This window comes from Microbacterium sp. 71-36 (assembly GCF_001898305.1).
Classification (GTDB): domain Bacteria; phylum Actinomycetota; class Actinomycetes; order Actinomycetales; family Microbacteriaceae; genus Microbacterium.
Window position 1 is genome coordinate 1,032,788 of sequence record NZ_MKTP01000001.1, and the last position, 22,618, is coordinate 1,055,405.

The following is a 22,618-nucleotide window of genomic DNA, read 5'->3' on the forward strand; positions in this document are numbered from 1 at the left end:
CGGTGCCGTCAGCGCACCGGCAGCAGCGCCACCGTGAGGCAGACGAGACCCGCCGCGGCGAGGATGCCCCCGTAGAGCAGGCGATGATCGGCCCGTGTGAGCCGGGCGTAGATCCGCTCGATCCGTGACGCCGTCGCCGGGAACAGCGACCACGCGCCCGCCAACCCCGCGAAGGGCGCGGCGAGCGCGACGAGGAACACCGCGAACGCGGCGATGCGCAACACCGGTTCACCCGTCACCCCATCGGTGACGCGGCCGGCCAAGTAGAGGATCGGCAGGGTCGTGAAGCCGACGACGGAACACCCCAGCCCCAGCACGAAATAGCTCCAGGTGCGGGTCCTCGGCGCAGCGGTCGCCGCGCGCGGTGGCCGCGTCGGCTCGCGCAGCTTCCACCCCGTCACCGCGACGGCGCCGACGAGGAAGAGCGCGCCCGCCGCGGCATCCACCCGGGCGTCGCGCACCGCATCCGTCGCCCGCTCCTCGGCCGCGGTGACCAGCGCGGTCGGGTCGAAGCCCTGCAGCAGGGCGTAGAGCGCGCTCGCGCCGACCGCGAGGCCCGCGATCATCCACCCGATCCGCGTGACGATCCGTGTGTTCTGGGCCAGGACGTCCGCGGTCGCCGCGTACAGCGCGGGGTTGAGTCCGAGGCTGAGCCCCAGGCCCGCCAGTGTCGACAGGGCGGCGAGCCAGCGGGCGACCTCGGTCACGGCGGCTCCTCTCGCGCGCGGGCGGATGCCCCGGGGCGGGTGCACACAGCGTATCGGCGGACCCTCCCGCCCGATCCGTTCCCCCCTCCGCTCCGAATATCGGAATGAGGGCGATGCTTCCTGCGTCGTCGACCAGGAAGAGGGATGCCATGACCACCGACACCGCGGCCCGCACCGGCGAGCCGACCAGCGTCCGGCGTCCGCGGGCGTGGTTCTGGGCCGCCCTCGCGGGACTCGTCTCGGCCGCGTCCCTGCTCGCCGTCGCCGAACTGTTCGCGGTGCTCGTGGCCCGATCCGCGAGCCCCGTGCTGGCGGTGGGCTCGTTCATCGTCGACATCGTGCCCCGCCCGCTGAAGGAGTTCGCGATCACCGTGTTCGGCGAGTCCGACAAGATCGCGCTGCTCGCCGGCGTCGGGCTCGGCGCCGCTGTCGCGGCCGCGATCGCCGGGATCGTCGAGTACCGGTTCCGCCCGGTCGGAGCGATCCTTCTCGGCGTCGGCGGGGCGTTGGCCACCGCCGCCATCGTCACGCGCGCGGGTGCGACCGCGCTCGCCTGGCTGCCGCCCGTGCTCGGCACCGTGGTCGGCGTCGTGCTCCTCCTCCTGCTGAGCCGTCGTCTGCGGCGGTGGTCCGCTGCGGCCTCCGACGGCGACGCGACCGCGGCCGGCGTCGACCGCCGCGGCTTCTTCCTCCTCTCCGGCATCGCCGCCGCGACCGCCGTCGTGGTGGGTGTGGGTGCGCGCGTCGTCAACGCCGCCACCGCGTCGGTTGCCGCCGCCCGCGATGCGCTGCGCCTTCCCGCGGTCCGCAGCACGGTCACCGTGCCCGAGGGGGCGTCGCTCGACGTCCCGGGCCTGTCGCCGATCATCACGCCGAACGCCGATTTCTACCGTGTCGACACCGCCCTCACCGTGCCGAACGTCGACCCGTCCACGTGGCGTCTGAGCATCGAGGGCATGGTCGACAAGCCCGTCGAGTTGACCTTCGACGATCTCGTCGCCATGGGCCTGGACGAGTACGGCGTGACCCTCACGTGCGTGTCGAACGAGGTCGGTGGAGGCCTCGTCGGCAATGCGATCTGGCAGGGCGTCCCCATCCGCGACGTGCTGCGTCTGGCCTCGCCGCAGGGCGACGCCGACATGGTGCTCTCCGAGAGCGTCGACGGGTTCACGGCATCCACCCCGTTGAGTTCTCTCACCGACGACGGACTGGACGCCATCTTCGCGGTGGCCATGAACGGCGAACCGCTGCCGTTCGAGCACGGCTTCCCGGTGCGCATGGTGGTGCCCGGCCTCTACGGGTACGTGTCGGCGACGAAGTGGGTGACGAAGCTGACCGTCACGCGATTCGATCAGATGGAGGCTTACTGGACCCCGCGCGGGTACTCGGCCGAGGCACCCATCAAGATGTCGTCGCGTGTGGACACCCCCAAGATCGGCACCCCGGTCTCGGCGGGGAAGGTACCCATCGCGGGCATGGCGTGGGCGCAACCGATCGGGGTGAAGTCCGTCGAGGTCAGCATCGACGACGGCGACTGGCAGCAGGCGACGCTGTCCACGCCCATCAACGACCAGTCGTGGGTCCAGTGGGTCCTCGAGTGGGACGCGCAGCCCGGATCGCACTACATCACCGTCCGCGCGACCGACAACCAGGGCAACGTGCAGATCCAGGAACCTGCCGCGATCGCGCCCAACGGGTCGAGCGGCTGGCAGCGCACGCTTGTCACAGTCCGCTGACGGTGCGCGAACCGTCCGGCGGACGACTCATGTCAAGCGCTGGTCTTCCCTCCCTCGCCCCGGCATGATCGGGTCATGCCTTCAGCAAGCATCCCGTCGCCCATCGGCCGTGCCGCATGAGCGTGGCCGAGGACGACACCGCCCCGTTCCCTGTCGCGACCGCCTCACCCGACGAGGTCAGACCCATCGCTAGCCTGCGGCGCACCCTGCCGCCGGACTGGGACGGCCAGGTCGACCAGTTCGCCATCGTCAAGCTCGACAGCGGCGGCATCGTGCGCGGGTGGAACGCCGGAGCCGAACTCATCAAGGGCTACGCGGAGCACGAGATCGTGGGAGAGCATTTCTCCCGCTTCTACCGCGAGGAGGACCGCCGCCGCGGCCTCCCGAACAAGCTCCTCGCCGCCGCGCAGCGCGACGGACACGTGGAGGACATCGGTTGGCGGGTCCGTCGGGACGGCAGCGAGTTCTGGGCGAGCGTGACGATCTCGGCGATCCGCAGCGAATCCGGTCAGGTGCTCGGGTTCGTCAAGATCGTCCGCGACCTCACGAGCGAGAAGCAGTCGGCCGACGAGCAGGCCGCCCTGCAGAGGACGTTCGCGCACGACCTGCTGTCGCCGGTCACTGCGCTTCGCGGCTATCTCGACCTGATCGCCGAGGAGCTCCCCTCCGACCATCGGCTCCTGCGCCTGGCGGGCGAGGCGAGCGACCACCTCGTCGCGATGGCGCAGGCACTCATGTCCGACGCGAACGCGCGACCCGAGCGCGGGCGTCGCCGCGTCACCCTGGACCTCGTGGCGCGGGGCGCGGTCGCCCTGGTGCTCCCGGGCGACGCCCCTCACCGCATCGCCTATGGACAGATGGATGCCGTCCCGGTCGTGGGCGACGTCCTCGGCCTCCGCCGCGCCGTCGCGAACGTGCTGGAGAACGCCGCGAAGTACTCGGACGACGTCATCGACGTGCAGGTCTACGAGACCGACGAGGGCGCCACGGTGTCAGTGCGGGACCGGGGTCGTGGCATCCATCCCGACGACCTGCGGACCGTGCTCGACGAAGGAGAACGCGGGAGGCTGGCGGACGCGCGCGACGGGGGCAGCGGGATCGGTCTGGCGAGCGTCCGGCACATCCTGCAGGAGCACAGCGGCACGGTGCGGATCGCGAGCGAGCTGGGCGCCGGTACGACCGTGACCCTGACGATTCCCCGCGCCGAGGACGAGGTCACTCCGAGCGAGTGAGACGCGCTCCGGCCGTCTCGATCTCCGACAGGGCCGCAGCGCTGGAATCGGGGTGCACCCCCGCGACGAGGTCGGTCAGCACCCGCACCGTGCGACCGGCACGGAGCGCGTCGAGCGCGGAGGCGAGCACGCAGTAGTCGGTCGCGATACCGACGATGTCGATGTCGCGGATGCCGTGCTCGTCGAGGATGCCGGTCGCGGTGCGACCGTCGTCGGTCACTCCCTCGAACAGCGAGTACGCGGGTCGGCCCTGCCCTTTCTTGAGGTGGTGGGTGACCCGGCGGGTGTCGAACACCTCGTCGTAGTCGGCTCCGTAGGTTCCCCCGACGCAGTGCACGGGCCACGTGTCGACGAAGTCGGGTTCGGCCGAGAAATGCCCGCCGTTGTCGTCGTCGCCGTGGTGCCAGTCGCGCGAGGCGACGACGACGGCGTAGTCGTCGGCGTGCGCATCGAGGTACCGCGAGATGCGTTCGGCGACCGCGTCGCCGCCGACGACGCCCAGGGCGCCGCGTTCGGTGAAATCGTTCTGGACGTCGACGATGAACAGTGCCCGGCTCATGCCCCGAGCCTACGCGCGGCCGGAGCGGCGGGAGCCGTCATCCGCGGGTGAACAGCAGGACGATCGAGAGGGCGAACGCCACCGTGCCGAGCCCGAGGACACCCACGGCGAGCAGGGAGACGAACCGGATCAGCGGCGACGAGCGCGTCAGCCGCATGCGATGCTGCGACCCGCGGCGCGCGAAGACATCGGCCATGTCGGCGTCGCCGATGCGGGCGTCGTCGTGCGGCGAGAGGGGGGCTTCGTTGACTCCCCCGTTCTCGTCGAACCAGCGGACGACGCGGTGGTCCTCGACCTCTTCGACCACGGCGCGCACGGGGACCCAGGTGCCGTCGGCGACGTAGAGGATCAGGGCCGCCACCGCGAGGAGGATTCCCGCCCCGAGACCGACCCACGTGAAGAGCTCGATGACGACATCGACGACGTTCGACACGGGGGCTCCTGCGGGCGGGGCGATGGTCTCCGCGCCGAGGCGCGACGGTGGAGCTTCAGCCTATCGGGCCGTCGGAACCCGGTCCGTGCCGCCGATCGGGACGGGAGAACACGAAAGGCCCGGGGGAACCCGGGCCTTTCGGTTTGTGCTGGAGCCGCCTAAGGGAATCGAACCCTTGACCTATTCATTACGAGTGAATCGCTCTGCCGTCTGAGCTAAGGCGGCGCGCGCCGCTGACGCGTGCACGATCATCGATCTTACATGCTCAGCGGGCTACCCGACGAATCGGCGCCGGCTCAGTAGTCGCCGGTGGCGGAGCGGTCGGCGAGGATGTCGCGGCTCGACGACAGACCCAGGCGGGTCGCGCCGGCGGCGATCATGTCTTCGGCGGCGGCGCGGGTGCGGATGCCTCCGGATGCCTTGACCTCGGCGCGGTCGCCGACGGTCCGCTTCATGAGCGCGACGGCGTGGACGCTGGCCCCTCCGGCGGGGTGGAAGCCGGTGGACGTCTTGACGAAGTCGGCACCCGCGGCGACCGCGGCCTCGCAGACCGCGACGATCGCCTCGTCGGAGAGTGCGGCGGCTTCGATGATGACCTTGAGCACGGTCGGGGCGGGGACGGCGGCCCGGACCGCGCGGATCTCGGCCTCCACGACCTCGTAGCGTCCCTCGACGGCGGCACCGATGTCGATGACCATGTCGATCTCGTCGGCGCCCTGGGCGACCGACAGCGCGGCCTCGGCGGCCTTGACCTCGGCGTGGTGCTTGCCGCTGGGGAACCCGCAGACGACGGCGACCTTGAGCCCCTCGGGCACCTCGACCGGCAGGAACGACGGCGACAGGCAGACGCTGTACGTGCCGAGCTCGGCGGCGTCGGCGATGGTGCGTTCGACGTCGGCGCGGGTCGCTTCGGGCTTGAGCAGCGTGTGGTCGATGTAGGTGGCCAGGTCGGGCGTGGTCATGGTGCTCCTTCGGGCGGGGACGACGACAAGCCTACGTTCCGCGCGCCCGCCGCGCGCTTCGCGATCGCTGCGACGGCGAGCCCGCGGCGGCGATGTCGGTCGGACGACGCGACGGTCAGCCGCAGCGGAGACCGTTCTCGGGCACCGTGCCGTCGACGAGATAGGCGTCGACCGCGTCGGTCACGCAGGCGTTGCCCTTGTTGTAGCCGAGGTGGCCCTCGCCGACGTTGGTGATCAGGACGCCCTGCGCCAGCTGCGAGGCGAGGCTCTGCGCCCCCTCGTACGGGGTGGCGGGGTCGCCGGTCGTCCCGACGACGACGATCGGCGGGGAGCCGGGCGCGGTGATCGGTTCGCGCACGCCGGTGGGCGGCGCGGGCCACGTCGCGCACGGGTCGCCGCCTGCTCCGGCCCAGTACGGGGCGATGACGGGGGCCTGGACGTCGAGCTCTTTCTGGAGCGCCGCGAGGTCGGCATCCGTCCCCTCGTCGGGGTAGTCCATGCAGTTGTAGGCGACGAACGCCTCCATGGTGTTGCCGTCGTATGTGTCGCCCATGCGGCCGTTGTAGAAGTCGGCGAGTTGGAACGCGACATCGGCGCGCCCGTTGCTGACGTCGGTCAGTGCCGAACGCAGGTACGGCCAGCTCTCCTCGCTGTACAGCGCCGCGGTGATGGCTGTCATCAGCGAATCGCCGCCGAGCTTCCGACCGTCGGCCGCGGTGATCGGGCGGGCGTCGACGCGGGCGAGGAGGGCGGAGAGATCGGACATCGCGTCGTCGACGCTGCCCGCGAAGGCGCATTCGTTCGTCGCCAGGCAGTCGGCCATGAACGCGCGGAGCGACTGTTCGAAGCCGACGGCCTGCCGCAGTGACGTGTCGGAACCCGAGACGCTGGGGTCGATGCCGCCGTCGAGCACCATGCGTCCGACGCGCTCGGGGAAGAGTCCGGCGTAGGTGGCGCCGAGGAAGGTGCCGTACGAGTAACCGAGGTAGTTCAGTTTCGGGTCGCCCAGCACCGCGCGGAGCACGTCCATGTCACGCGCGGAGTTTTCGGTCGTGACGTAGGGCAGGATGCCGTCGCTGCGGTCCTGGCAGGCCTTCGTGAAGTCGGCGGCGCGCTGGTCGAGGGCGGCTCGTCGTTCGTCGCTGCCGCGCGCCCCGGGCGGGATGTCGTAGAGGTAGGCGTCGAGCTGCGGCGGGTCGTAGCAGGTGACGGCGGTGGACTCGCCCACACCGCGCGGGTCGAAGCCGATCACGTCGTAGGCCGCGGTGAGCTTGTCGTCGACGAGGATCGACAGCGCCTGCTTCATCAGCGAGACGCCCGCGGCTCCCGGGCCGCCCGGGTTGGTCAGGAGAGAGCCGATCGGCTCGCCGGAGGTCGCGCGGTGGCGCACCACGGCGAGCTGGAGATCACCGACGCTCGGGTCGCTGTAGTCGCGCGGGACGGTCACCCTCGTGCAGTCCAGACCCGTGCCGCACTCCTGCCAGTCGAGCGTCTGCCCGTAATACGGGAGCAGTTCCGCGGACACCCCGTCGGTCTGCGGAGCGAGCGATGCCCCACCACCCGGGGGCAGCGGCGGGATCTGGGCGTAGAGGCATCCGGACAGGGCGACGGCGAGTGCCACGACCCCGGCCACGGCCGTGGCGACGCGTCGGCGGAGGCTCACGGCGCGGATCCGTTCGCGACGGTGATCAGCAGACTCTCGAGGGCGAGCAGCGGGGCCGCGTTCTGCTCGAGGTTGCGGCGGGTGTCGGTGATGCGGTCGAGGACGCCCAGCGTGCGGGCAGGGGTCCACTCGGTGGCAAGGGAGCGTAGGTCGTCGATCCTTTCGGCGTTGACGAGATCGCCGTCGCGCCCGTACTGGAGCATGACGACGTCGCGGAAGAGTGACTGGAGGTCGGTGAGCACGCGGTCGATGCCGTCGCGGAGGCTGCGGGTGGCCCGGCGCTTCTGGTCGTCTTCGAGGGCGTTGAGCTGTCCGCGGACGCTCGGCGGGACCGCGGCGCCTTCGGCGACGCCGAGTGTGCGCAGCAGGCTGCGGCGTTCTTCTTCGTCGCGGGTGGCGGTGAGGGCTTTGGCGTCGTCGGTGGCGAGACGCACGATCTGCCCGGCGACCTCGACCGCGTCGCTGATACCGCGGACGGCGAGCACCGCCGACAGCGTCTCGGCGCGGCGGGCGCGGGCGTCGTCGTCGGTGGCGAGGCGCTGGGCCATGCCGATGTGGCGCTGGGCGTGGCGTGCGGACTCTTCGGCGACGTCAGCGGGGACGCCGGTGCGTTCGACGATGAGCGAGGCCACGTCGGCGACCGACGGTTCGCGCAGTCGCAGGACGCGCACGCGCGAGCGGATCGTGGGCAGCAGGTCGGCGTCGCTGGGCGCGCAGAGCACCCAGACCGTCTGCTCGGGCGGTTCTTCGAGGGCTTTCAGCAGGACGTTGGAGGTGCGCTCGGCCATGCGGTCAGCGTCTTCGACGACGATGACGCGGTGGCGCCCGAGGGACGGGGCGAACGACGCGCGTTCGACGAGGCGGCGGGCTTCGTCGATGCGGATGACGACCTGCTCGGTGCGCAGCGCCGTCAGGTCGGGGTGGGTGCGGGCGAGGACCTGACGTTGGGCGGCGTCATCGCCGGGGTCGGCGATGAGCGCCGCCGCGAAGGCGTAGGCGAGGGTGGAGCGCCCCGAGCCGGGCGGACCGGTGATCAGCCACGCGTGGGCGAGGGCGGCGGGGTCGGCGGCCGCGGCGCGGAGTGTCTGGACGGCTTCGTCCTGCCCCCACACCGCGTCCCACGGGAAGGGCAGGGCGGCGGTCTGCGGGGGAGACTCCACGGCGGCCGACATGGGTTCCACCCTAATCGCGGGCACCGACACCGCCGCTGTCGATCGGCTGGGGGTCGGCAGGGCGTCGATGGGGTGCGCCGGTCACCCGAGTCGGGATGCCACGGCCTCGCGGACGCGTTCGGCGAGCGCGTCGGCGGGTTGGGTGGCATCCAGGACGAGGAAGCGCTCGGGTTCGGCCTCGGCGAGCGTGAGGAAGGCGGAGCGCACTCGTTCGTGGAACTCGGTCTTCTCGGCTTCGAGACGGTCGAAGGGCTTGTCGTCGGCGTCGAGTCGAGCCCGCGCGGCCCCGGGGTCGAGGTCGAGCAGGACGGTGAGGTCGGGCAGGAGCCCGCCGGTGGCCCAGAGCGACAGTTCGCGCACGTCGGCGGGCTCGAGGACGCGTCCGGCGCCCTGGTACGCCACGGAGGAGTCGAGGTAGCGGTCCTGGATGACGACGTCGCCGCGCGCGATGGCGGGGTGGACGACGGTCTCGATGTGGTGGGCGCGGTCGGCGGCGTAGAGCAGCGCTTCGGCGCGGGGGGCGATGTGTCCGCGGTGGTGCAGGACGATGTCGCGGATGCGCACGCCGACGTCGGTGCCGCCGGGTTCGCGTGTGCGCACGACCTCGCGCCCCTGGGCCCGCAGCCATTCTTCGAGGAGCACGGCCTGGGTGGTCTTGCCGGCGCCGTCGCCTCCTTCGAAGGTGAGGAAGAGGCCGGGTCCCCCGGCCGTCGTCGCGTGGGGGGCGTGCGGCGGCCGGGGGGCGTCGGCGGTCACGACTTCTTCGCCGGGGCCTTGCGCGTGGTCGTCGTCTTCTTCGCCGCGGTGCGCTTGGGCGCGGGGCCCTTGGCGCGCTTGTCGGCGATGAGTTCGACGGCACGCTCGAAGGTGACGGCCATGGCGTCTTCGCCGCGCGGGACCGTGGCGTTGGTCTCGCCGTCGGTGACGTAGGGCCCGAAGCGACCATCCTTGAGCTTGATCGGCTTGCCGCTGACCGGGTCGGCGTCGAATTCCTTGAGGGCGCTCGACGCGCGTCGGGCACCGTACTTGGGCTCGGCGTACTTGGCGAGGGCGTCTTCGAGGGTGATGTCGAAGATCTGCGTCTCGGAGTCGAGCGACCGCGAGTCGGTGCCCTTCTTCAGGTACGGGCCGAAGCGACCGTTCTGCGCGGTGATCTCCTCCCCGGTGGCCGGGTCGGCGCCGACGACGCGCGGGAGCGACAGCAGCTGCAGCGCGGTGTCGAGGTCGATGGTGTCGACCGACATCGAGCGGAAGAGCGATGCCGTGCGGGGCTTGGGCGCCGCCTCTTTCTTCGCGCCGCGCTTCTTCGGCGCTTCGACGACCTCGCCGGTGGCCTGGTCGACCTCTTCCGGCTCCTCCGCCTCGACTTCCTGGACGTACGGACCGAAGCGGCCGTCCTTGACGACGACGAGCTTGCCGTTCTCGGGGTTCTCGCCGAGTACACGGTCGCCGGCGACCGGCGCCTCGATGAGCTCCTGGGCCTTTTCGGGCGTGAGCTCGTCGGGTGCGAGGTCTTCGGGGATGTTGACGATGCGCGGCTTGGCGTCTTCGGGCGCGCCGGGCTCGACGACCTCGAGGTACGGGCCGTACTTGCCGAAGCGGAGCGTGGCGGTGTCGGTGATGCGCGTGGAGTTCAGTTCGCGCGCGTCGATCTCGCCGAGGTTCTCGACGATGTGGCGGAGGCCGACCTGCTTCTCGGAGCCGAAGTAGAACGCCTTGAGCCATTCCGTGCGGCGCTGCTCGCCGCGGGCGATCGCATCCAGGTCGTCTTCGAGGGCCGCGGTGAAGTCGTAGTCGACGAGGTCGGCGAAGTGCTGCTCGAGCAGACGGACGACGCTGAACGCGAGCCAGCTGGGAACGAGGGCCTGGCCGCGCTTGGTGACGTAGCCGCGGTCGAGGATGACGCCGATGATGCTGGCGAAGGTCGAGGGGCGACCGATGCCCTTCTCTTCGAGCGCCTTGACGAGGCTGGCTTCGGTGTAGCGCGGCTTCGGCGAAGTGCTGTGGCCCTTGGGCTCGACGTCGCTGATCGCGAGTTCGTCGCCGACGGCGACCACGGGGAGCGACTGGTCGGCGTCGTCGTCGTTGCGCTTCTCGTCGTTGCCCTCTTCGTACGCCTCGAGGAAGCCCTTGAAGGTGTACACGGTGCCCGAGGCGGTGAACTCGGCCTGCTTCTCCCCCGCCTGGACGGCGAGGGTGACCGTGGTGGTCTCGTACTTGGCATCCGACATCTGGCTGGCGACGGTGCGCTTCCAGATCAGGTCGTACAGCTTCTGCTCGTCGCGGTCGAGCGACGAGGCGAGCGACGCGGGTGTGCGGAAATGCTCGCCCGAGGGGCGGATGGCCTCGTGCGCCTCCTGCGCGTTCTTGGACTTGCTCTTGTAGACGCGCGGGTTGGCCGGCACGGCCTTGTCGCCGTAGAGCGCCACCGCCTGCTCGCGCGCGGCCTTGACGGCCTGCGTCGAGAGCGCGGTGGAGTCGGTACGCATATAGGTGATGAAGCCCTTCTCGTAGAGACGCTGCGCGACGCCCATGGCGTGCTTGGCGCTCATCGAGAGCTTGCGTCCGGCTTCCTGCTGGAGCGTGGAGGTGGTGAAGGGGGCGCGGGGGCTGCGGGTGCCGGGCTTGGCCTCGACCTTGGCGACGGTGGCCTTGGCGGCGGCGATGATGTCGGCCGCGAGTGCGCGGGCCTGCGCCTCGTCGAGGACGACGACGGCCTTCTTGAGCTTTCCGTTGTCGTCGTAGTCGCCACCGCGGGCGAGGGGGGCGCCGTCGAGGCGGTTCAGGCGCGTCGTGAACGACGAGCCCGACTTGGATGCCAGCGCCTCGACGTCCCAGTAGGTGGCCGAGACGAAGGCCATGCGCTCGCGTTCGCGCTCGACGACCATGCGGGTCGCGGCGGACTGCACGCGGCCGGCGCTGAGGGCGGTGCCTTCGCGGCCGGAGCCGACCTTGCGCCACAGCACGGGCGAGACGTCCCAGCCGTAGAGGCGGTCGAGGACGCGGCGGGTCTCCTGCGCGTCGACGAGAGACTCGTCGAGGTCGCGGGTGTGGTGGACGGCGTCCTGGATGGCGTCCTTGGTGATCTCGTGGAACACCATGCGACGCACGGGGACCTTGGGCTTCAGGACCTCGCGGAGGTGCCACGCGATGGCTTCGCCTTCGCGGTCACCATCGGTGGCGAGCAGGACTTCGTCGGCGGACTTCAGGGCGCGCTTGAGCTCGGCGACCGTCTTGGTCTTGCGGTCGTTGACGACGTAGTACGGGTCGAAGTCGTTCTCGACGTCGATGGAGTACTTCCCGTAGGCCGCCTTCTTGTCGGCCGGGATCTCCTTCTTGGAGGCGAGGTCGCGGATGTGCCCGACCGAGCTGAGCACTTCGTAGCCGTCGCCGAGGTATCCCTGGATCGACTTCATCTTCGTCGGGGACTCGACGATGACGAGCTTCTTGCCGTTTGCCACTGGGGTCCTTTCTTCGTTGCACACCATACACACGCCTTCCTGGTCGGGTTCCGGGAGGTCGTGCGCCGTCGAGACATCGGGTGGTCCCGCGCGGGAGCGTGCAGCGAACGGAATCCCACCGTACGCGCTGCCGACGACGACCGTGGCGACGAGGCCGTCGACATCGCATTCGTCCAGGTTCACGCCGCCGGCATCGGCGACGGCGGCGGCCGCCTCGCAGGGCACCCCGGGGATCGCGCCGCTGACGGTGTCGGCGGCGGCGAGGGCCGCGGCATCCGCGATCCCGGCGATGCGTTGCGCCTGCACGGCGGCGCCCGCCGCGACGGCCAGTCCGAGGGCCGCGGCGGCGACCGCCGCGACCACGCCGACCGCCGATACGCCGCCGGCCATCACCCGCCTCCGTCGAGTGCGCACGACCTGGCAGCGAGCGGGCCGAGGGGAAGAGGCACCGGCGGCGTCGCCGTCACGTCGACGCACACCAGCGCATCCGCGCGGGTGACGCCGACCGTCGCCCCGACGCGCGCCACCACGGCGCGCGCGCCGGCGTCGTCTCCACGTCCGAACAAGCGGGCGGACTCTGCGGCGGCGTGCTGCAGCCGGACCGCCGCCGCACCGGCCGAGAGAGCCCCGAGGCCGAGAGCGAGCACGAGCACGACGGCGGGGAGCACGACGGCGAACTCGGCCGTGACCGCTCCGCGGTCGTCGAGCCCCGTCCTCGTCATTGCACCGTCAGGGCGCGGCGCACGAGGTCGGTGAGGATGCCACGCACCTCGTCCGAGCGCATGATGATGACCAGCAGGCCGGCGAACGCCACGGCCGCCATCGTGGCGATCGCGTACTCGGCCGTGGCGGCGCCGCGATCATCGAGGAAGAGCAGCGCAGCGCGACGCGACGTGAGCGGCGGCAGTGCGGGAAGAGGGAGCGCGGGGCGGGACGGAACGGACATGGGATTCCTTCGTGTTGTGGACGGGTTCAGAGGGGCAGGACGGTGGAGCGGATGACGCCGAGCACGGCCGGCACCACCCCGAGAAGCAGGAAGGCCGGGAGCGTGCAGACACCGAGGGGAAGAAGAAGTCGAGTCGACAGCCGCGCGGCGGTCTCCCGTCCCTGGGTCCGCGCACGGCGGCGCGCGAGCCATGCCTCTCCCCGGAGCAGCTCGACCGCGGGCGCCCCGGTTCGGATCGAGAGTTCGAGCGCCGCGGCGATCCCCGCGCGAACCGAGGCCGGAGCGGTCGTTCCGCGTTCGGCCGCGGCGAGCGCCTGCGCGCGGTCGACGGACGCGCCGGACGACAGGGCGATGGCCACGAGCTCGGCCTCCCACCCCGGGAGATCGACGGAGGGCACCGAGCGGTCGGCCAGACGGCGCGTCCATACGTGGGACACCCCGATCAGCAGGAGTCCCGCGAGGGCGGCACCTGCGCCCAGGGGCTCGGTGATCGTTCGGAGCGGATCGAGCCCGAGAGCGACCCCGATCGGGAGCCCGAGGAGCGGAAGCCAGGTGAGCACGCGCGCGGTGGCGACGGGCTCGGCGAGCGCCACCTCGACGTCGTCGCGGACCTCGGCCGCGTCGCGGAGAGCGGCCACGGCAGAGCGCAGCGTGTCCGCGAGGGGTGCGCCGACGGCGACCGCCACAGCCCACGCCGCGGCGATGTCGCGCCACGCGTCGCCTCCGGAACGCAATGCCGCGGCGACGTCACCGCCGTCTTCCGCAACCCGCGCCGCAGCGACGAGGACCGCATCGCCGCCGCGGGCGAGATGGCGCCAGGCAGCCGATACCGTCACTCCCGCCGACAGCAGGACGGCGAGTCGCATCGCCACGTCGATCGTCGCGACGTCGGGGCCCGACCGTGCTTGTGTGCTCATGCGCAGCGGACCCGTTCGACGACCAGCCGGTCACCGTTCAGGGCGGGGCGGCCGATCCCGGCGACCTGCCGCCGTCCGCCGCGGCGTTCGACGTGCACGATCGCGTGCAGGGCGCTGACGGCCTGACGCGCCAGGGCGACGGCATCCATTCCGGCGAGTGCTCCGAGGGCTTCGAGCCGCGCGGGCACCTCGGCGAGTCCGCGGGCATGCAGTGTTCCGGCACCGCCGTCGTGCCCGGTGTTGAGCGCGAGGAGGAGCTCTCGGATCTCCGCACCGCGACATTCCCCGAGCACGAGACGATCCGGCCGCATGCGCAGGGCTTCGCGCACCAGACGAGTCAGCCCGATGCCGCCCGCGCCCTCGAGATTCGGCTGTCGCGCCTCGAGGACGACGTGATGAGGGTGGCGAGGCCGGAGTTCGGCGACCTCCTCGATCGTCAGGATCCGCTCGGCCGCGGGGACGCGTGTCAGGAGCGCCGACAGCAGCGTCGTCTTCCCCGCCCCCGTCGCGCCCGAGATCAGAACGTTCGAGCGCTCGTCGACCAGCGCCTCGAGCTGCGTGCGGACTCCCGCGGGGAACATCCCCGTCGCATCGAGGGAATCGAGGTCGGGGGCGTCCCACCGCGGCACACGGATCGAGATCGCCGTCCCGCGCACGGCGACCGGCGCGAGGACCGCGTGCACCCTCACTCCCCGTTCGAGTCGCACGTCGACGCACGGAGATGCGTCGTCGAGGTGACGTCCCCCGAGCGCGATCAGCCGCACGGCGAGCTGCCGCACCTCGGCCTCGGTCGCCCGCCAGGACGGCACGCGCTCGGCTCCTCTTCCCCGGTCGACGAAGAGGCCGTCCTCCCCGTTGACGAACACGTCGCTGACGGCGGGATCGTCGAGGAAAGGACGAAGAAAAGCCAGGGCGGGGTCGGACCAGGCGGAGGGCATTTCCGCGAGCGCGGAATGCGCCACGCCGGCGGATTCCGGAACGGGGAGAAGGAGCGGGGAGATCACACCGACGACGGTAGGAAAGTCCCCCATCCCCGCGTGGCGCCGAGAGGCTCATCCGTGGAGAGGTCCGCGACTTCGCGGCCTGGGGAGGAACCGACGGCCCGCCGAACGGGCCCGGAAAAAAGAGGAGGCGGCATCCCGTCAATGGGGGGCGAGGGATGCCGCCACGCGCCGGGGAAAAATTGGGGGGCTCCCCCCGACGCGCTGCCGGAAGCGATGTTCGGGCAGAGATAAGACTAACCGCCCGTCGCCGTCCACGGAACCGAATGTCTCGAAAAGCGAGCGATATATCAGCCGGGTCGTTTCCGGCCGATCCCAACTATTGGAGGTAACCGGCGTTCACGGACGAGGGATAACGTGACCGTGGCGCGAGGACGCGCCGTGCCTCGACCGCGAAGGAGCGCCAGATGAGCAGCCAGATCGATCATCTCCTCAACGAGACCCGCCGTTTCGCCCCCTCGGCGGAGTTCGCCGCGAACGCCGTGGGCGACGCGAGTCTGTACGAGCGCGCCGCCTCCGACCGCGAGGGATTCTGGGCCGACCAGGCCCGCGAACTCCACTGGCACACGCCGTTCACGACCGTGCTCGACTGGTCGAACCCGCCGTTCGCCGAGTGGTTCGCCGACGGTGAGCTCAACGTCGCCTACAACTGCCTCGACCGTCATGTCGAGGCCGGCAACGGCGACCGCATCGCGCTCCGATGGGAGGGCGAGCCCGGCGACCAGCGCAACGTCACCTACGCCGAGCTCACCGACGAGGTGAAGCGCCTCTCGAACGTCCTCATCGACCTGGGCATCGAGCGCGGCGATCGCGTCGCGATCTACCTCCCGATGATCCCCGAGGCGATCGCCTCGATGCTCGCCGTCGCCCGCATCGGCGCCGTCCACTCGGTCGTCTTCGGCGGCTTCTCGGCTGACAGCCTCCGCTCCCGCATCGACGACGCCGGAGCCAAGCTCGTCATCACCGCCGATGGCGGCTGGCGCAAGGGGAAGGTGTCGGCCCTCAAGCCCGCGGTCGACCAGGCCCTCGCCGACCGCAACGGATCCGGCATCCAGGAGACCGTCGAGCACGTGCTGGTCGTCCGGCGCGGCGAGAACGACGTCGACTGGACCGACGAGCGCGACATCTGGTGGCACGACGTCGTGCCGCAGGCCTCGAACGACCACGAGGCCGAGGCGTTCCCGGCCGAGAACCCGCTGTTCATCCTCTACACCTCGGGCACCACCGGGAAGCCGAAGGGGATCCTGCACACCTCGGGCGGCTACCTCACGCAGGCGGCCTTCACGAACCGCGTCGTGCACGACGTGCACCCCGAGACCGACGTGTACTGGTGCACCGCCGACATCGGCTGGATCACCGGCCACACCTACGTCACCTACGGCCCGCTCGCGAACGGCGCGACGCAGCTCCTCTTTGAGGGCACCCCCGACACCCCGCACCCGGGACGCTGGTGGGAGCTCATCCAGAACCACGGCGTCACCGTCTTCTACACCGCGCCCACCGCGATCCGCTCCTTCATGAAGATCGGCCGCGACGTGCCGCAGAGCTTCGATCTGTCGTCGCTGCGCCTGTTGGGCTCGGTCGGTGAACCCATCAACCCCGAGGCCTGGATCTGGTACCGCGACATCATCGGTGCCGACCGTGCGCCGATCGTCGACACGTGGTGGCAGACCGAGACCGGCGCGATCATGATCTCGGCCCTCCCCGGCGTGACGGAGACCAAGCCCGGTTCGGCACAGGTGCCGCTCCCCGGCATCTCGATCGACGTCGTCGACGACGCCGGCGACCCCGTCGGCCACGGCAACGGCGGACTGCTCGTCATCACCGAGCCCTGGCCGTCGATGCTGCGCGGCATCTGGGGCGACCCCGACCGCTTCGTCGAGACGTACTGGCAGAAGTTCGCCGACAAGGGCTACTACTTCGCCGGCGACGGCGCGCGCCTCGACGACGACGGCGACGTGTGGCTGCTCGGCCGCGTCGACGACGTCATGAACGTCTCGGGACACCGCCTGTCGACCGCCGAGATCGAGTCCGCCCTCGTCGGACACGAGGGCGTGGCCGAGGCCGCCGTCGTCGGCGCGTCCGACGAGACCACCGGGCAGGCCGTCGTCGCCTTCGTCATCATCAAGAGCCGCTACATGAAGAAGAACGGCGTCGACGGACTCGGCGACGAGCTGCGCCGCTGGGTCGGCGAGCAGATCGGCCCGATCGCGCGTCCCCGCGACGTCTACATCGTGGGCGAGCTGCCCAAGACCCGATCCGGAAAGATCATGCGACGCCTGCTCCGCGACGTCGCCGAGGGCCGCGAGGTCGGCGACACCACGACGCTCGCCGACACCGCCGTGATGAGCGTCATCAGCGCGCAGGTGAAGTGAGCCGCGTGCGTCTCACGCGCTGACCACATCGACAGGGAAGGTCCCGGATGCCGCAGGCGTGGCATCCGGGACCTTCGCCGTGTCCCGTATCTGTATACGTTGCGCGCAATACCGAGGCCACGGGCACGCTTTCGCCGACCTTGTGTATACACTGAGGTGGTCGAGGGCGAGGAGGATCCATGCGCGCGAGCGATCGGGCCTACGCCACGCTCCTCTCCGAGATTCAGACGGGCGTGCTCCCACCCGGAACCGTGCTCGGCGAGGTCGAGCAGTCCGCCCGCCTCGGAGTGAGCCGCACTCCCCTGCGCGCCGCGCTGGCGCGTCTCACCGCCGACGGGCTGGTCACCCAGGCCTCGCCGCGCGTCACGGTGGTCACGGCGGTCGACGGCGATGACATCCGGTCCCTCTTCATCGTGCGCCGCGCCCTCGAAGAGACCGCCGCGCGTCTCGCCGCCGCCTCGCCGCGGGCCGCGGACTTCGCCGACCTCGTCACGTCATTCGATGCCGCACGTCTCGACGGCGAGGCCGCCCGCGACGCCTACTACCGCCTCATCGCCGAGTTCGACGCGGCGCTCGACGCCGCCGCCGCGAACGACTACCTCACCGCGGCACTGCGCAGCGTCCGCACCCATCTCGTACGCGTGCGACGACTCGCCCGCTACCAGCCGGAGCGGCTCGCCGCCTCGGTCTCGGAACACCGGCTGATCGCCGCCGCGATCGCCGCCGGCGATGGCGACCTCGCCGCCCACGCGACCCACGTGCACCTGCACAACGCCCTCACGAGCATCCTCGAGTCCCTCGACGACGCCGCCCCCCTGCCCGACCGAAAGGCCCTCGCATGACGATCACCCACCACCTCCGCGTCCACCGCAGCGACGAGAACCTCGCGCGCGAGGGACAGCTGGCGTGGGCCCTCGCGCGCATCGCCGTCGACCCCGTGGCGGTCGACGCCGACGTGGTCGACATGATCATCAACCGCGTCATCGACAACGCCGCGGTCGCCGCCGCCTCGCTCACCCGCCGGCCGGTCAGCGCCGCCCGGCAGCAGGCGCTCGACCACGCCGTGTCGATCGGCGGGGTCGGTGCGACGGTGTTCGGCTGCACCCTCGAACGTCGCTCGAGCCCCGAATGGGCGGCGTGGGCCAACGGAGTCGCCGTGCGCGAGCTCGACTACCACGACACCTTCCTCGCCGCCGACTACTCGCACCCGGGCGACAACATCCCGCCCGTGCTCGCCGTCGCCCAGCACGCTGGACGGGACGGCGCCGCGGTGGTCCGCGCGCTCGCGACCGCCTACGAGGTGCAGATCGACCTCGTCCGCGCGATCTCGCTGCACAAGCACAAGATCGACCACGTCGCCCACCTCGGTCCCTCGGCCGCGGCGGGCATCGGCACGCTGCTCGACCTCGACCAGGAGACGATCTACCAGGCCATCGGCCAGGCTCTGCACACGACCACGGCCACGCGCCAGTCGCGCAAGGGCGAGATCTCGACGTGGAAGGCGCACGCCCCCGCCTTCGCCGGAAAGATGGCCGTCGAAGCCGTCGACCGGGCGATGCGCGGCGAGACCAGCCCCTCCCCCATCTACGAGGGCGAGGACGGTGTCATCGCCTGGATGCTGGGCGGCCCGGATGCCACCTACGACGTGCCGTTGCCCGCCGAGGGCGAGTCCAAGCGGGCCATCCTCGACTCGTACACGAAGGAGCACTCGGCCGAGTACCAGGCGCAGGCGTGGATCGACCTCGCCCGGCGCCTCGGCACCGAGCGTCCCGAGCTGCGCGACCCCGCGAACGTGGCATCCGTGGTCATGCACACCAGCCACCACACGCACTACGTGATCGGCTCGGGCTCGGGCGACCCGCAGAAGTACGACCCGACCGCGTCGCGCGAGACGCTGGACCACTCGATCCCGTACATCTTCGCGGTGGCCCTGCAGGACGGCGCATGGCACCACGTCGACTCGTACACGCCCGAGCGGGCGGGCCGCGCCGACACGGTCGAGCTGTGGCACAAGATCACCACGGCCGAGGATGCCGAGTGGACGCGCCGCTACCACTCCGAGGACCCGAACGAGAAGGCGTTCGGCGGTCGCGTGGTCCTCACGCTGACCGACGGATCGGTCGTCGAGGACGAGATCGCCGTCGCCGACGCCCACCCGCTCGGCGCGCGCCCGTTCGCCCGCGAGGACTACGTGCGCAAGTTCCGGCTGCTCGCGGAGCCCGTGCTCGCCGCCGAAGAGATCGAACGCTTCCTCGATCTCGCCCAGCGTCTGCCCGAGCTCACCGCCGAAGAGGTGCTGCAGCTCACGATCGTCGCCAAGCCGGGCGTGCTGGCCCTCGCCCCCGCGCCGAAGGGCCTGTTCTGATGCGGTGGCTCGGCGGCACGTCGTTCCGGGCTCCGGAGATCCGGCAGTTCGGCGCGCGCTCGGAGCGCCGCGCAGGTGGATCTGGCGAGATTCTCCGGAGCGCGGCACGCGGGTCGGAGGAGAACTGATGCTGTACGCCCAGACCACCCCGGCGCAGAAGCGTCGCGCGCTGCGCGAGAAGCTGGCATCCGGTGAGCTCGTGCGGATGCCGGGCGCCTTCAACCCGCTGTCGGCCCGGCTCATCGAGCGCAAGGGCTTCGACGGCGTGTACATCTCCGGCGCCGTGATCTCCGCCGACCTGGGGCTGCCCGACATCGGGCTCACGACCCTCACCGAAGTCGCCGGGCGCGGGCAGCAGATCGCGCGCATGACGGAGCTGCCGGCGATCATCGACGCCGACACCGGGTTCGGCGAGCCGATGAACGTCGCCCGCACGATCCAGACGCTCGAAGACGCGGGGCTGGCCGGAATCCACATCGAAGACCAGGTGAACCCGAAGCGCTGCGGGCACCTCGACGGCAAGAGCGTGGTGGATGCCGACACCGCGATCAAGCGCATCCGCGCCGCCGTGGACGCCCGCCGCGACCCCGACTTCCTGATCATGGCCCGCACCGACGTGCGCGCAGTGGAGGGGCTTCCCGCCGCGATCGACCGGGCGAAGGCCCTCGTGGATGCCGGTGCCGACGCGATCTTCCCCGAGGCGATGCGCGACCTCGGCGAGTTCGAGGCGATGCGCACCGCGCTGGACGTGCCGATCCTGGCGAACATGACGGAGTTCGGGAAATCCGACCTCTTCTCGACCGCCCAGCTACAGGACGCCGGCGTGAACCTGGTCATCTGGCCGGTGTCGCTGCTGCGGCTCGCGATGGGTGCCGCCGGGCGGGGCCTGGACGCGCTGGCATCCGAGGGGCACCTGCGCGAGCAGCTCGGCGAGATGCAGCACCGCACCGACCTGTACGACCTGATCGACTACGAGCAGTATTCGCGCTTCGACGCGAACGTGTTCGACTTCACCGTCACGAAGGAGTGAGCATGACCGAGATCGAGATCAAGAAGGGCCTGGCCGGCGTCACGGTGGACTACACCGCCGTCAGCAAGGTGAACCCCGAGACGAACAGCCTGCTCTACCGCGGATATCCGGTGCAGGAGCTCGCCGCGACCCAGCCCTTCGAGGCGGTGGCGCTGCTGCTGTGGAACGGCGAACTGCCGGACACCTCCGAACTCGCCGAGTTCGAGGCGTTCGAGCGCTCGCATCGAGAGCTCGACGCGGCTGTCCGCACCACGATCGACCTGCTGCCGCTCGACGCCCACCCGATGGACGTCGTCCGCACCGCGGTGTCGGTTCTCGGAGCGCTCGCCCCGGCGGCCGAGGTGGCCGACAACTCCGCGGCCTCCGATCTCGCCAAGGCGAAGCTCCTCTTCGCCAAGATCCCCGCGATCGTCGCGTACGACCAGCGCCGTCGCCGCGGCGGGGCACTCGTCGAACCGCGCGCCGACCTCGACTACTCCCGCAACTTCCTCTGGATGACGTTCGGCGAGGAGGCCGACGAGGTCGTCGCCCGCGCGTTCGCGGTGTCGATGGTGCTCTACGCCGAGCACTCGTTCAACGCGTCCACCTTCACGGCGCGCGTGATCACCTCGACGACCGCCGACCTGTACTCCGCGGTCGTCGGCGCGATCGGCGCGCTGAAGGGCGCCCTGCACGGCGGCGCCAACGAAGCGGTCATGCACATCTTCGACGAGATCGGCGCGGCCGAGAACGTCGGGCCGTGGCTCGACACCGCTCTCGCCGAGAAGCGCAAGATCATGGGCTTCGGGCATCGCGTGTACAAGAAGGGCGACTCGCGCGTCCCCACGATGAAGGCCGCGCTCGACACGCTCGTCGAGCACTACGGGGCCGGTGACCTGGCGGCGCTCTACGACGCCCTCGAGGGCGAGTTCGTCGGGCGCAAGGGCATCTACCCCAACCTCGACTACCCGTCGGGGCCGACCTACCACCTCATCGGGTTCGACACCCCGACCTTCACACCGCTGTTCGTCGCCGCGCGGGTGACGGGGTGGACGGCGCACATCATCGAACAAGCGGCATCCAATGCCCTCATCCGTCCGCTCTCGGCCTACAACGGCGTCGACGAGCGGCACATCGACGGATACGTCGCCACCGACGCGGAGCGGGAGGCCGCCGTCCGCGACGAAGAAGCGCAGTGACCCCGCCGCCCCGACCCGGGGCGGTGAGGTCGGCCCCGCACCCGGGGCCGTGAAACGGATCCCGCGACGCGGCGGGATCGGACGAGGAGAGATCGATGAAGATCGTGGTCCTGGTGAAAGACGTGCCCGACACCTGGGGCGAGCGCAGGCTCGACCTCGAGACCGGGCTCGCGCGGCGCGACGAGAGCGATCACGTCCTCGACGAGATCGACGAGCGCGCCGTGGAGGTCGCCCTGGCCTTCGCCGACGGGCATCCGGATGCCGAGGTCGTCGCCGTCACGATGGCGCCCGAGTCCGCCACGGCGACGCTGCGCAAGGCCCTGGCCATGGGCGCGCACTCCGCGGTGCACGTCGTGGACGACGCCCTGCGCGGCGCCGACCTGTCGTTGACGGCCGAGGTGCTCGCGGCGACGCTCACGCGCATCGGCTTCGATCTCGTCATCGCCGGCAACCTCTCCACCGACGGCGCGGGCGGAGTGCTGCCCGCGATGCTCGCCGAGCACCTGCGCGTGCCGCACGCGACGTCGCTGTCGGCGGTCGACATCGGGGATGCCACGGTCACGGGCACCCGGACGACCGAGTCCGCCACGGCACGCGTCTCCGCACCGCTGCCCGCCGTGATCTCGATCACCGAGGCACTGCCGGACGGCCGGTTCCCCACCTTCAAGGGCATCCTGGCGGCGAAGAAGAAGCCGTACGAGACGCTCTCGCTCGCCGATCTCGGGCTGGACGCCGATCCGGCCCGGGCGCCGTGGTCGATCCTCACGACCGTCGCCGCGCGGCCCCCGCGCGCGGGCGGGACCACGATCGTCGACGAGGGCGACGCCGGGGATCGGCTGGCGGCCTTCCTCCTCGAGAACCGACTGGCGTGAGGGGACGAC

Annotated in this window: 20 protein-coding genes and 1 tRNA gene; 8 read left to right on the plus strand and 13 right to left on the minus strand. The window is 71.1% G+C overall.

The genetic code is table 11. The annotated features are described in order from the left end of the window. Window positions 1–8: 8 nt before the first annotated feature. Entirely contained in the window at window positions 9–707 is a 699-nt protein-coding gene (locus BGO45_RS05115) for a hypothetical protein (protein ID WP_292691482.1), read from the minus strand. 149 nt (window positions 708–856) lie between these two features. Between BGO45_RS05115 and BGO45_RS05120 the strand changes: the two genes are divergently transcribed. Next, the gene (locus BGO45_RS05120; RefSeq protein WP_292691484.1) at window positions 857–2,443 is read left to right on the plus strand and encodes a molybdopterin-dependent oxidoreductase; all 1,587 of its coding nucleotides are present in this window, start codon (window positions 857–859) and stop codon (window positions 2,441–2,443) included. 116 nt (window positions 2,444–2,559) lie between these two features. Further along, window positions 2,560–3,675 carry a HAMP domain-containing sensor histidine kinase gene (locus BGO45_RS05125; RefSeq protein WP_292691486.1) on the plus strand — a complete coding sequence of 372 codons (1,116 nt, stop codon included), beginning with the start codon at window positions 2,560–2,562 and terminating at the stop codon, window positions 3,673–3,675. Here the strand turns inward: BGO45_RS05125 and BGO45_RS05130 are convergent. The 12 genes from BGO45_RS05130 to BGO45_RS05185 form a co-directional block, all read right to left on the minus strand. Next, window positions 3,659–4,234, minus strand: a complete 576-nt coding sequence (locus BGO45_RS05130; RefSeq protein WP_292691488.1) for an isochorismatase family protein — start codon at window positions 4,232–4,234, stop codon at window positions 3,659–3,661. The genes BGO45_RS05125 and BGO45_RS05130 overlap by 17 nt on opposite strands. A gap of 37 nt (window positions 4,235–4,271) precedes the next feature. After that, window positions 4,272–4,667: a hypothetical protein gene (locus BGO45_RS05135; RefSeq protein WP_292691490.1), complete on the minus strand. Its 396-nt coding sequence runs from the start codon at window positions 4,665–4,667 to the stop codon at window positions 4,272–4,274. A 149-nt stretch (window positions 4,668–4,816) separates the two neighbouring features. Beyond that, window positions 4,817–4,892: transfer RNA gene (locus tag BGO45_RS05140), tRNA-Thr, on the minus strand. 71 nt (window positions 4,893–4,963) lie between these two features. After that, window positions 4,964–5,629: a deoxyribose-phosphate aldolase gene (gene deoC, locus BGO45_RS05145; RefSeq protein WP_076494296.1), complete on the minus strand. Its 666-nt coding sequence runs from the start codon at window positions 5,627–5,629 to the stop codon at window positions 4,964–4,966. Window positions 5,630–5,744: 115 nt separating this feature from the next. Then, the gene (locus tag BGO45_RS05150) at window positions 5,745–7,292 is read right to left on the minus strand and encodes an alpha/beta hydrolase (protein ID WP_292691492.1); all 1,548 of its coding nucleotides are present in this window, start codon (window positions 7,290–7,292) and stop codon (window positions 5,745–5,747) included. Then, window positions 7,289–8,464 (minus strand): DNA polymerase III subunit delta', encoded by a 1,176-nt coding sequence (locus BGO45_RS05155; protein ID WP_292691494.1) that lies wholly within the window; start codon window positions 8,462–8,464, stop codon window positions 7,289–7,291. The genes BGO45_RS05150 and BGO45_RS05155 overlap by 4 nt, the downstream gene beginning before the upstream one ends. Window positions 8,465–8,545: 81 nt before the next feature. After that, window positions 8,546–9,220, minus strand: a complete 675-nt coding sequence (gene tmk / locus BGO45_RS05160; protein WP_292691496.1) for a dTMP kinase — start codon at window positions 9,218–9,220, stop codon at window positions 8,546–8,548. Then, window positions 9,217–11,925 (minus strand): type I DNA topoisomerase, encoded by a 2,709-nt coding sequence (gene topA, locus BGO45_RS05165; RefSeq protein ID WP_292692875.1) that lies wholly within the window; start codon window positions 11,923–11,925, stop codon window positions 9,217–9,219. Before topA ends, tmk begins: the two co-directional genes overlap by 4 nt. A gap of 389 nt (window positions 11,926–12,314) precedes the next feature. Continuing rightward, window positions 12,315–12,647: a TadE family type IV pilus minor pilin gene (locus BGO45_RS05170; RefSeq protein WP_292691498.1), complete on the minus strand. Its 333-nt coding sequence runs from the start codon at window positions 12,645–12,647 to the stop codon at window positions 12,315–12,317. After that, the gene (locus BGO45_RS05175) at window positions 12,644–12,871 is read right to left on the minus strand and encodes a DUF4244 domain-containing protein (RefSeq protein ID WP_292691500.1); all 228 of its coding nucleotides are present in this window, start codon (window positions 12,869–12,871) and stop codon (window positions 12,644–12,646) included. Before BGO45_RS05175 ends, BGO45_RS05170 begins: the two co-directional genes overlap by 4 nt. Before the next feature lie 26 nt (window positions 12,872–12,897). After that, a complete protein-coding gene (locus BGO45_RS05180) occupies window positions 12,898–13,788 on the minus strand; it encodes a type II secretion system F family protein (RefSeq protein ID WP_292691502.1) in 891 nt (296 codons plus the stop codon). Further along, window positions 13,785–14,726: a TadA family conjugal transfer-associated ATPase gene (locus tag BGO45_RS05185; RefSeq protein WP_292692877.1), complete on the minus strand. Its 942-nt coding sequence runs from the start codon at window positions 14,724–14,726 to the stop codon at window positions 13,785–13,787. The genes BGO45_RS05180 and BGO45_RS05185 overlap by 4 nt, the downstream gene beginning before the upstream one ends. Before the next feature lie 470 nt (window positions 14,727–15,196). Here BGO45_RS05185 and acs point away from each other — a divergent pair, with 470 nt between their 5' ends. The 6 genes from acs to BGO45_RS05215 all read left to right on the plus strand — a co-directional run bounded on the left by acs (window position 15,197) and on the right by BGO45_RS05215 (window position 22,609). Next, complete coding sequence (gene acs, locus BGO45_RS05190; protein WP_292691503.1) at window positions 15,197–17,164, plus strand: acetate--CoA ligase; 1,968 nt, start codon at window positions 15,197–15,199, stop codon at window positions 17,162–17,164. A gap of 179 nt (window positions 17,165–17,343) precedes the next feature. Then, a complete protein-coding gene (locus tag BGO45_RS05195; protein WP_292691505.1) occupies window positions 17,344–18,006 on the plus strand; it encodes a GntR family transcriptional regulator in 663 nt (220 codons plus the stop codon). Further along, a complete protein-coding gene (locus BGO45_RS05200; protein ID WP_292691507.1) occupies window positions 18,003–19,529 on the plus strand; it encodes an MmgE/PrpD family protein in 1,527 nt (508 codons plus the stop codon). The genes BGO45_RS05195 and BGO45_RS05200 overlap by 4 nt, the downstream gene beginning before the upstream one ends. 127 nt (window positions 19,530–19,656) lie before the next feature. Continuing rightward, window positions 19,657–20,559, plus strand: coding sequence for a methylisocitrate lyase (gene prpB, locus BGO45_RS05205; RefSeq protein WP_292691509.1), 903 nt, complete (start codon window positions 19,657–19,659; stop codon window positions 20,557–20,559). A gap of 2 nt (window positions 20,560–20,561) precedes the next feature. Next, on the plus strand, window positions 20,562–21,737 hold the full coding sequence (locus tag BGO45_RS05210) for a bifunctional 2-methylcitrate synthase/citrate synthase (protein WP_292691511.1): 1,176 nt from the start codon (window positions 20,562–20,564) through the stop codon (window positions 21,735–21,737). A 95-nt stretch (window positions 21,738–21,832) separates the two neighbouring features. Next, window positions 21,833–22,609 carry an electron transfer flavoprotein subunit beta/FixA family protein gene (locus tag BGO45_RS05215; protein WP_292691513.1) on the plus strand — a complete coding sequence of 259 codons (777 nt, stop codon included), beginning with the start codon at window positions 21,833–21,835 and terminating at the stop codon, window positions 22,607–22,609. Window positions 22,610–22,618 lie beyond the last annotated feature (9 nt).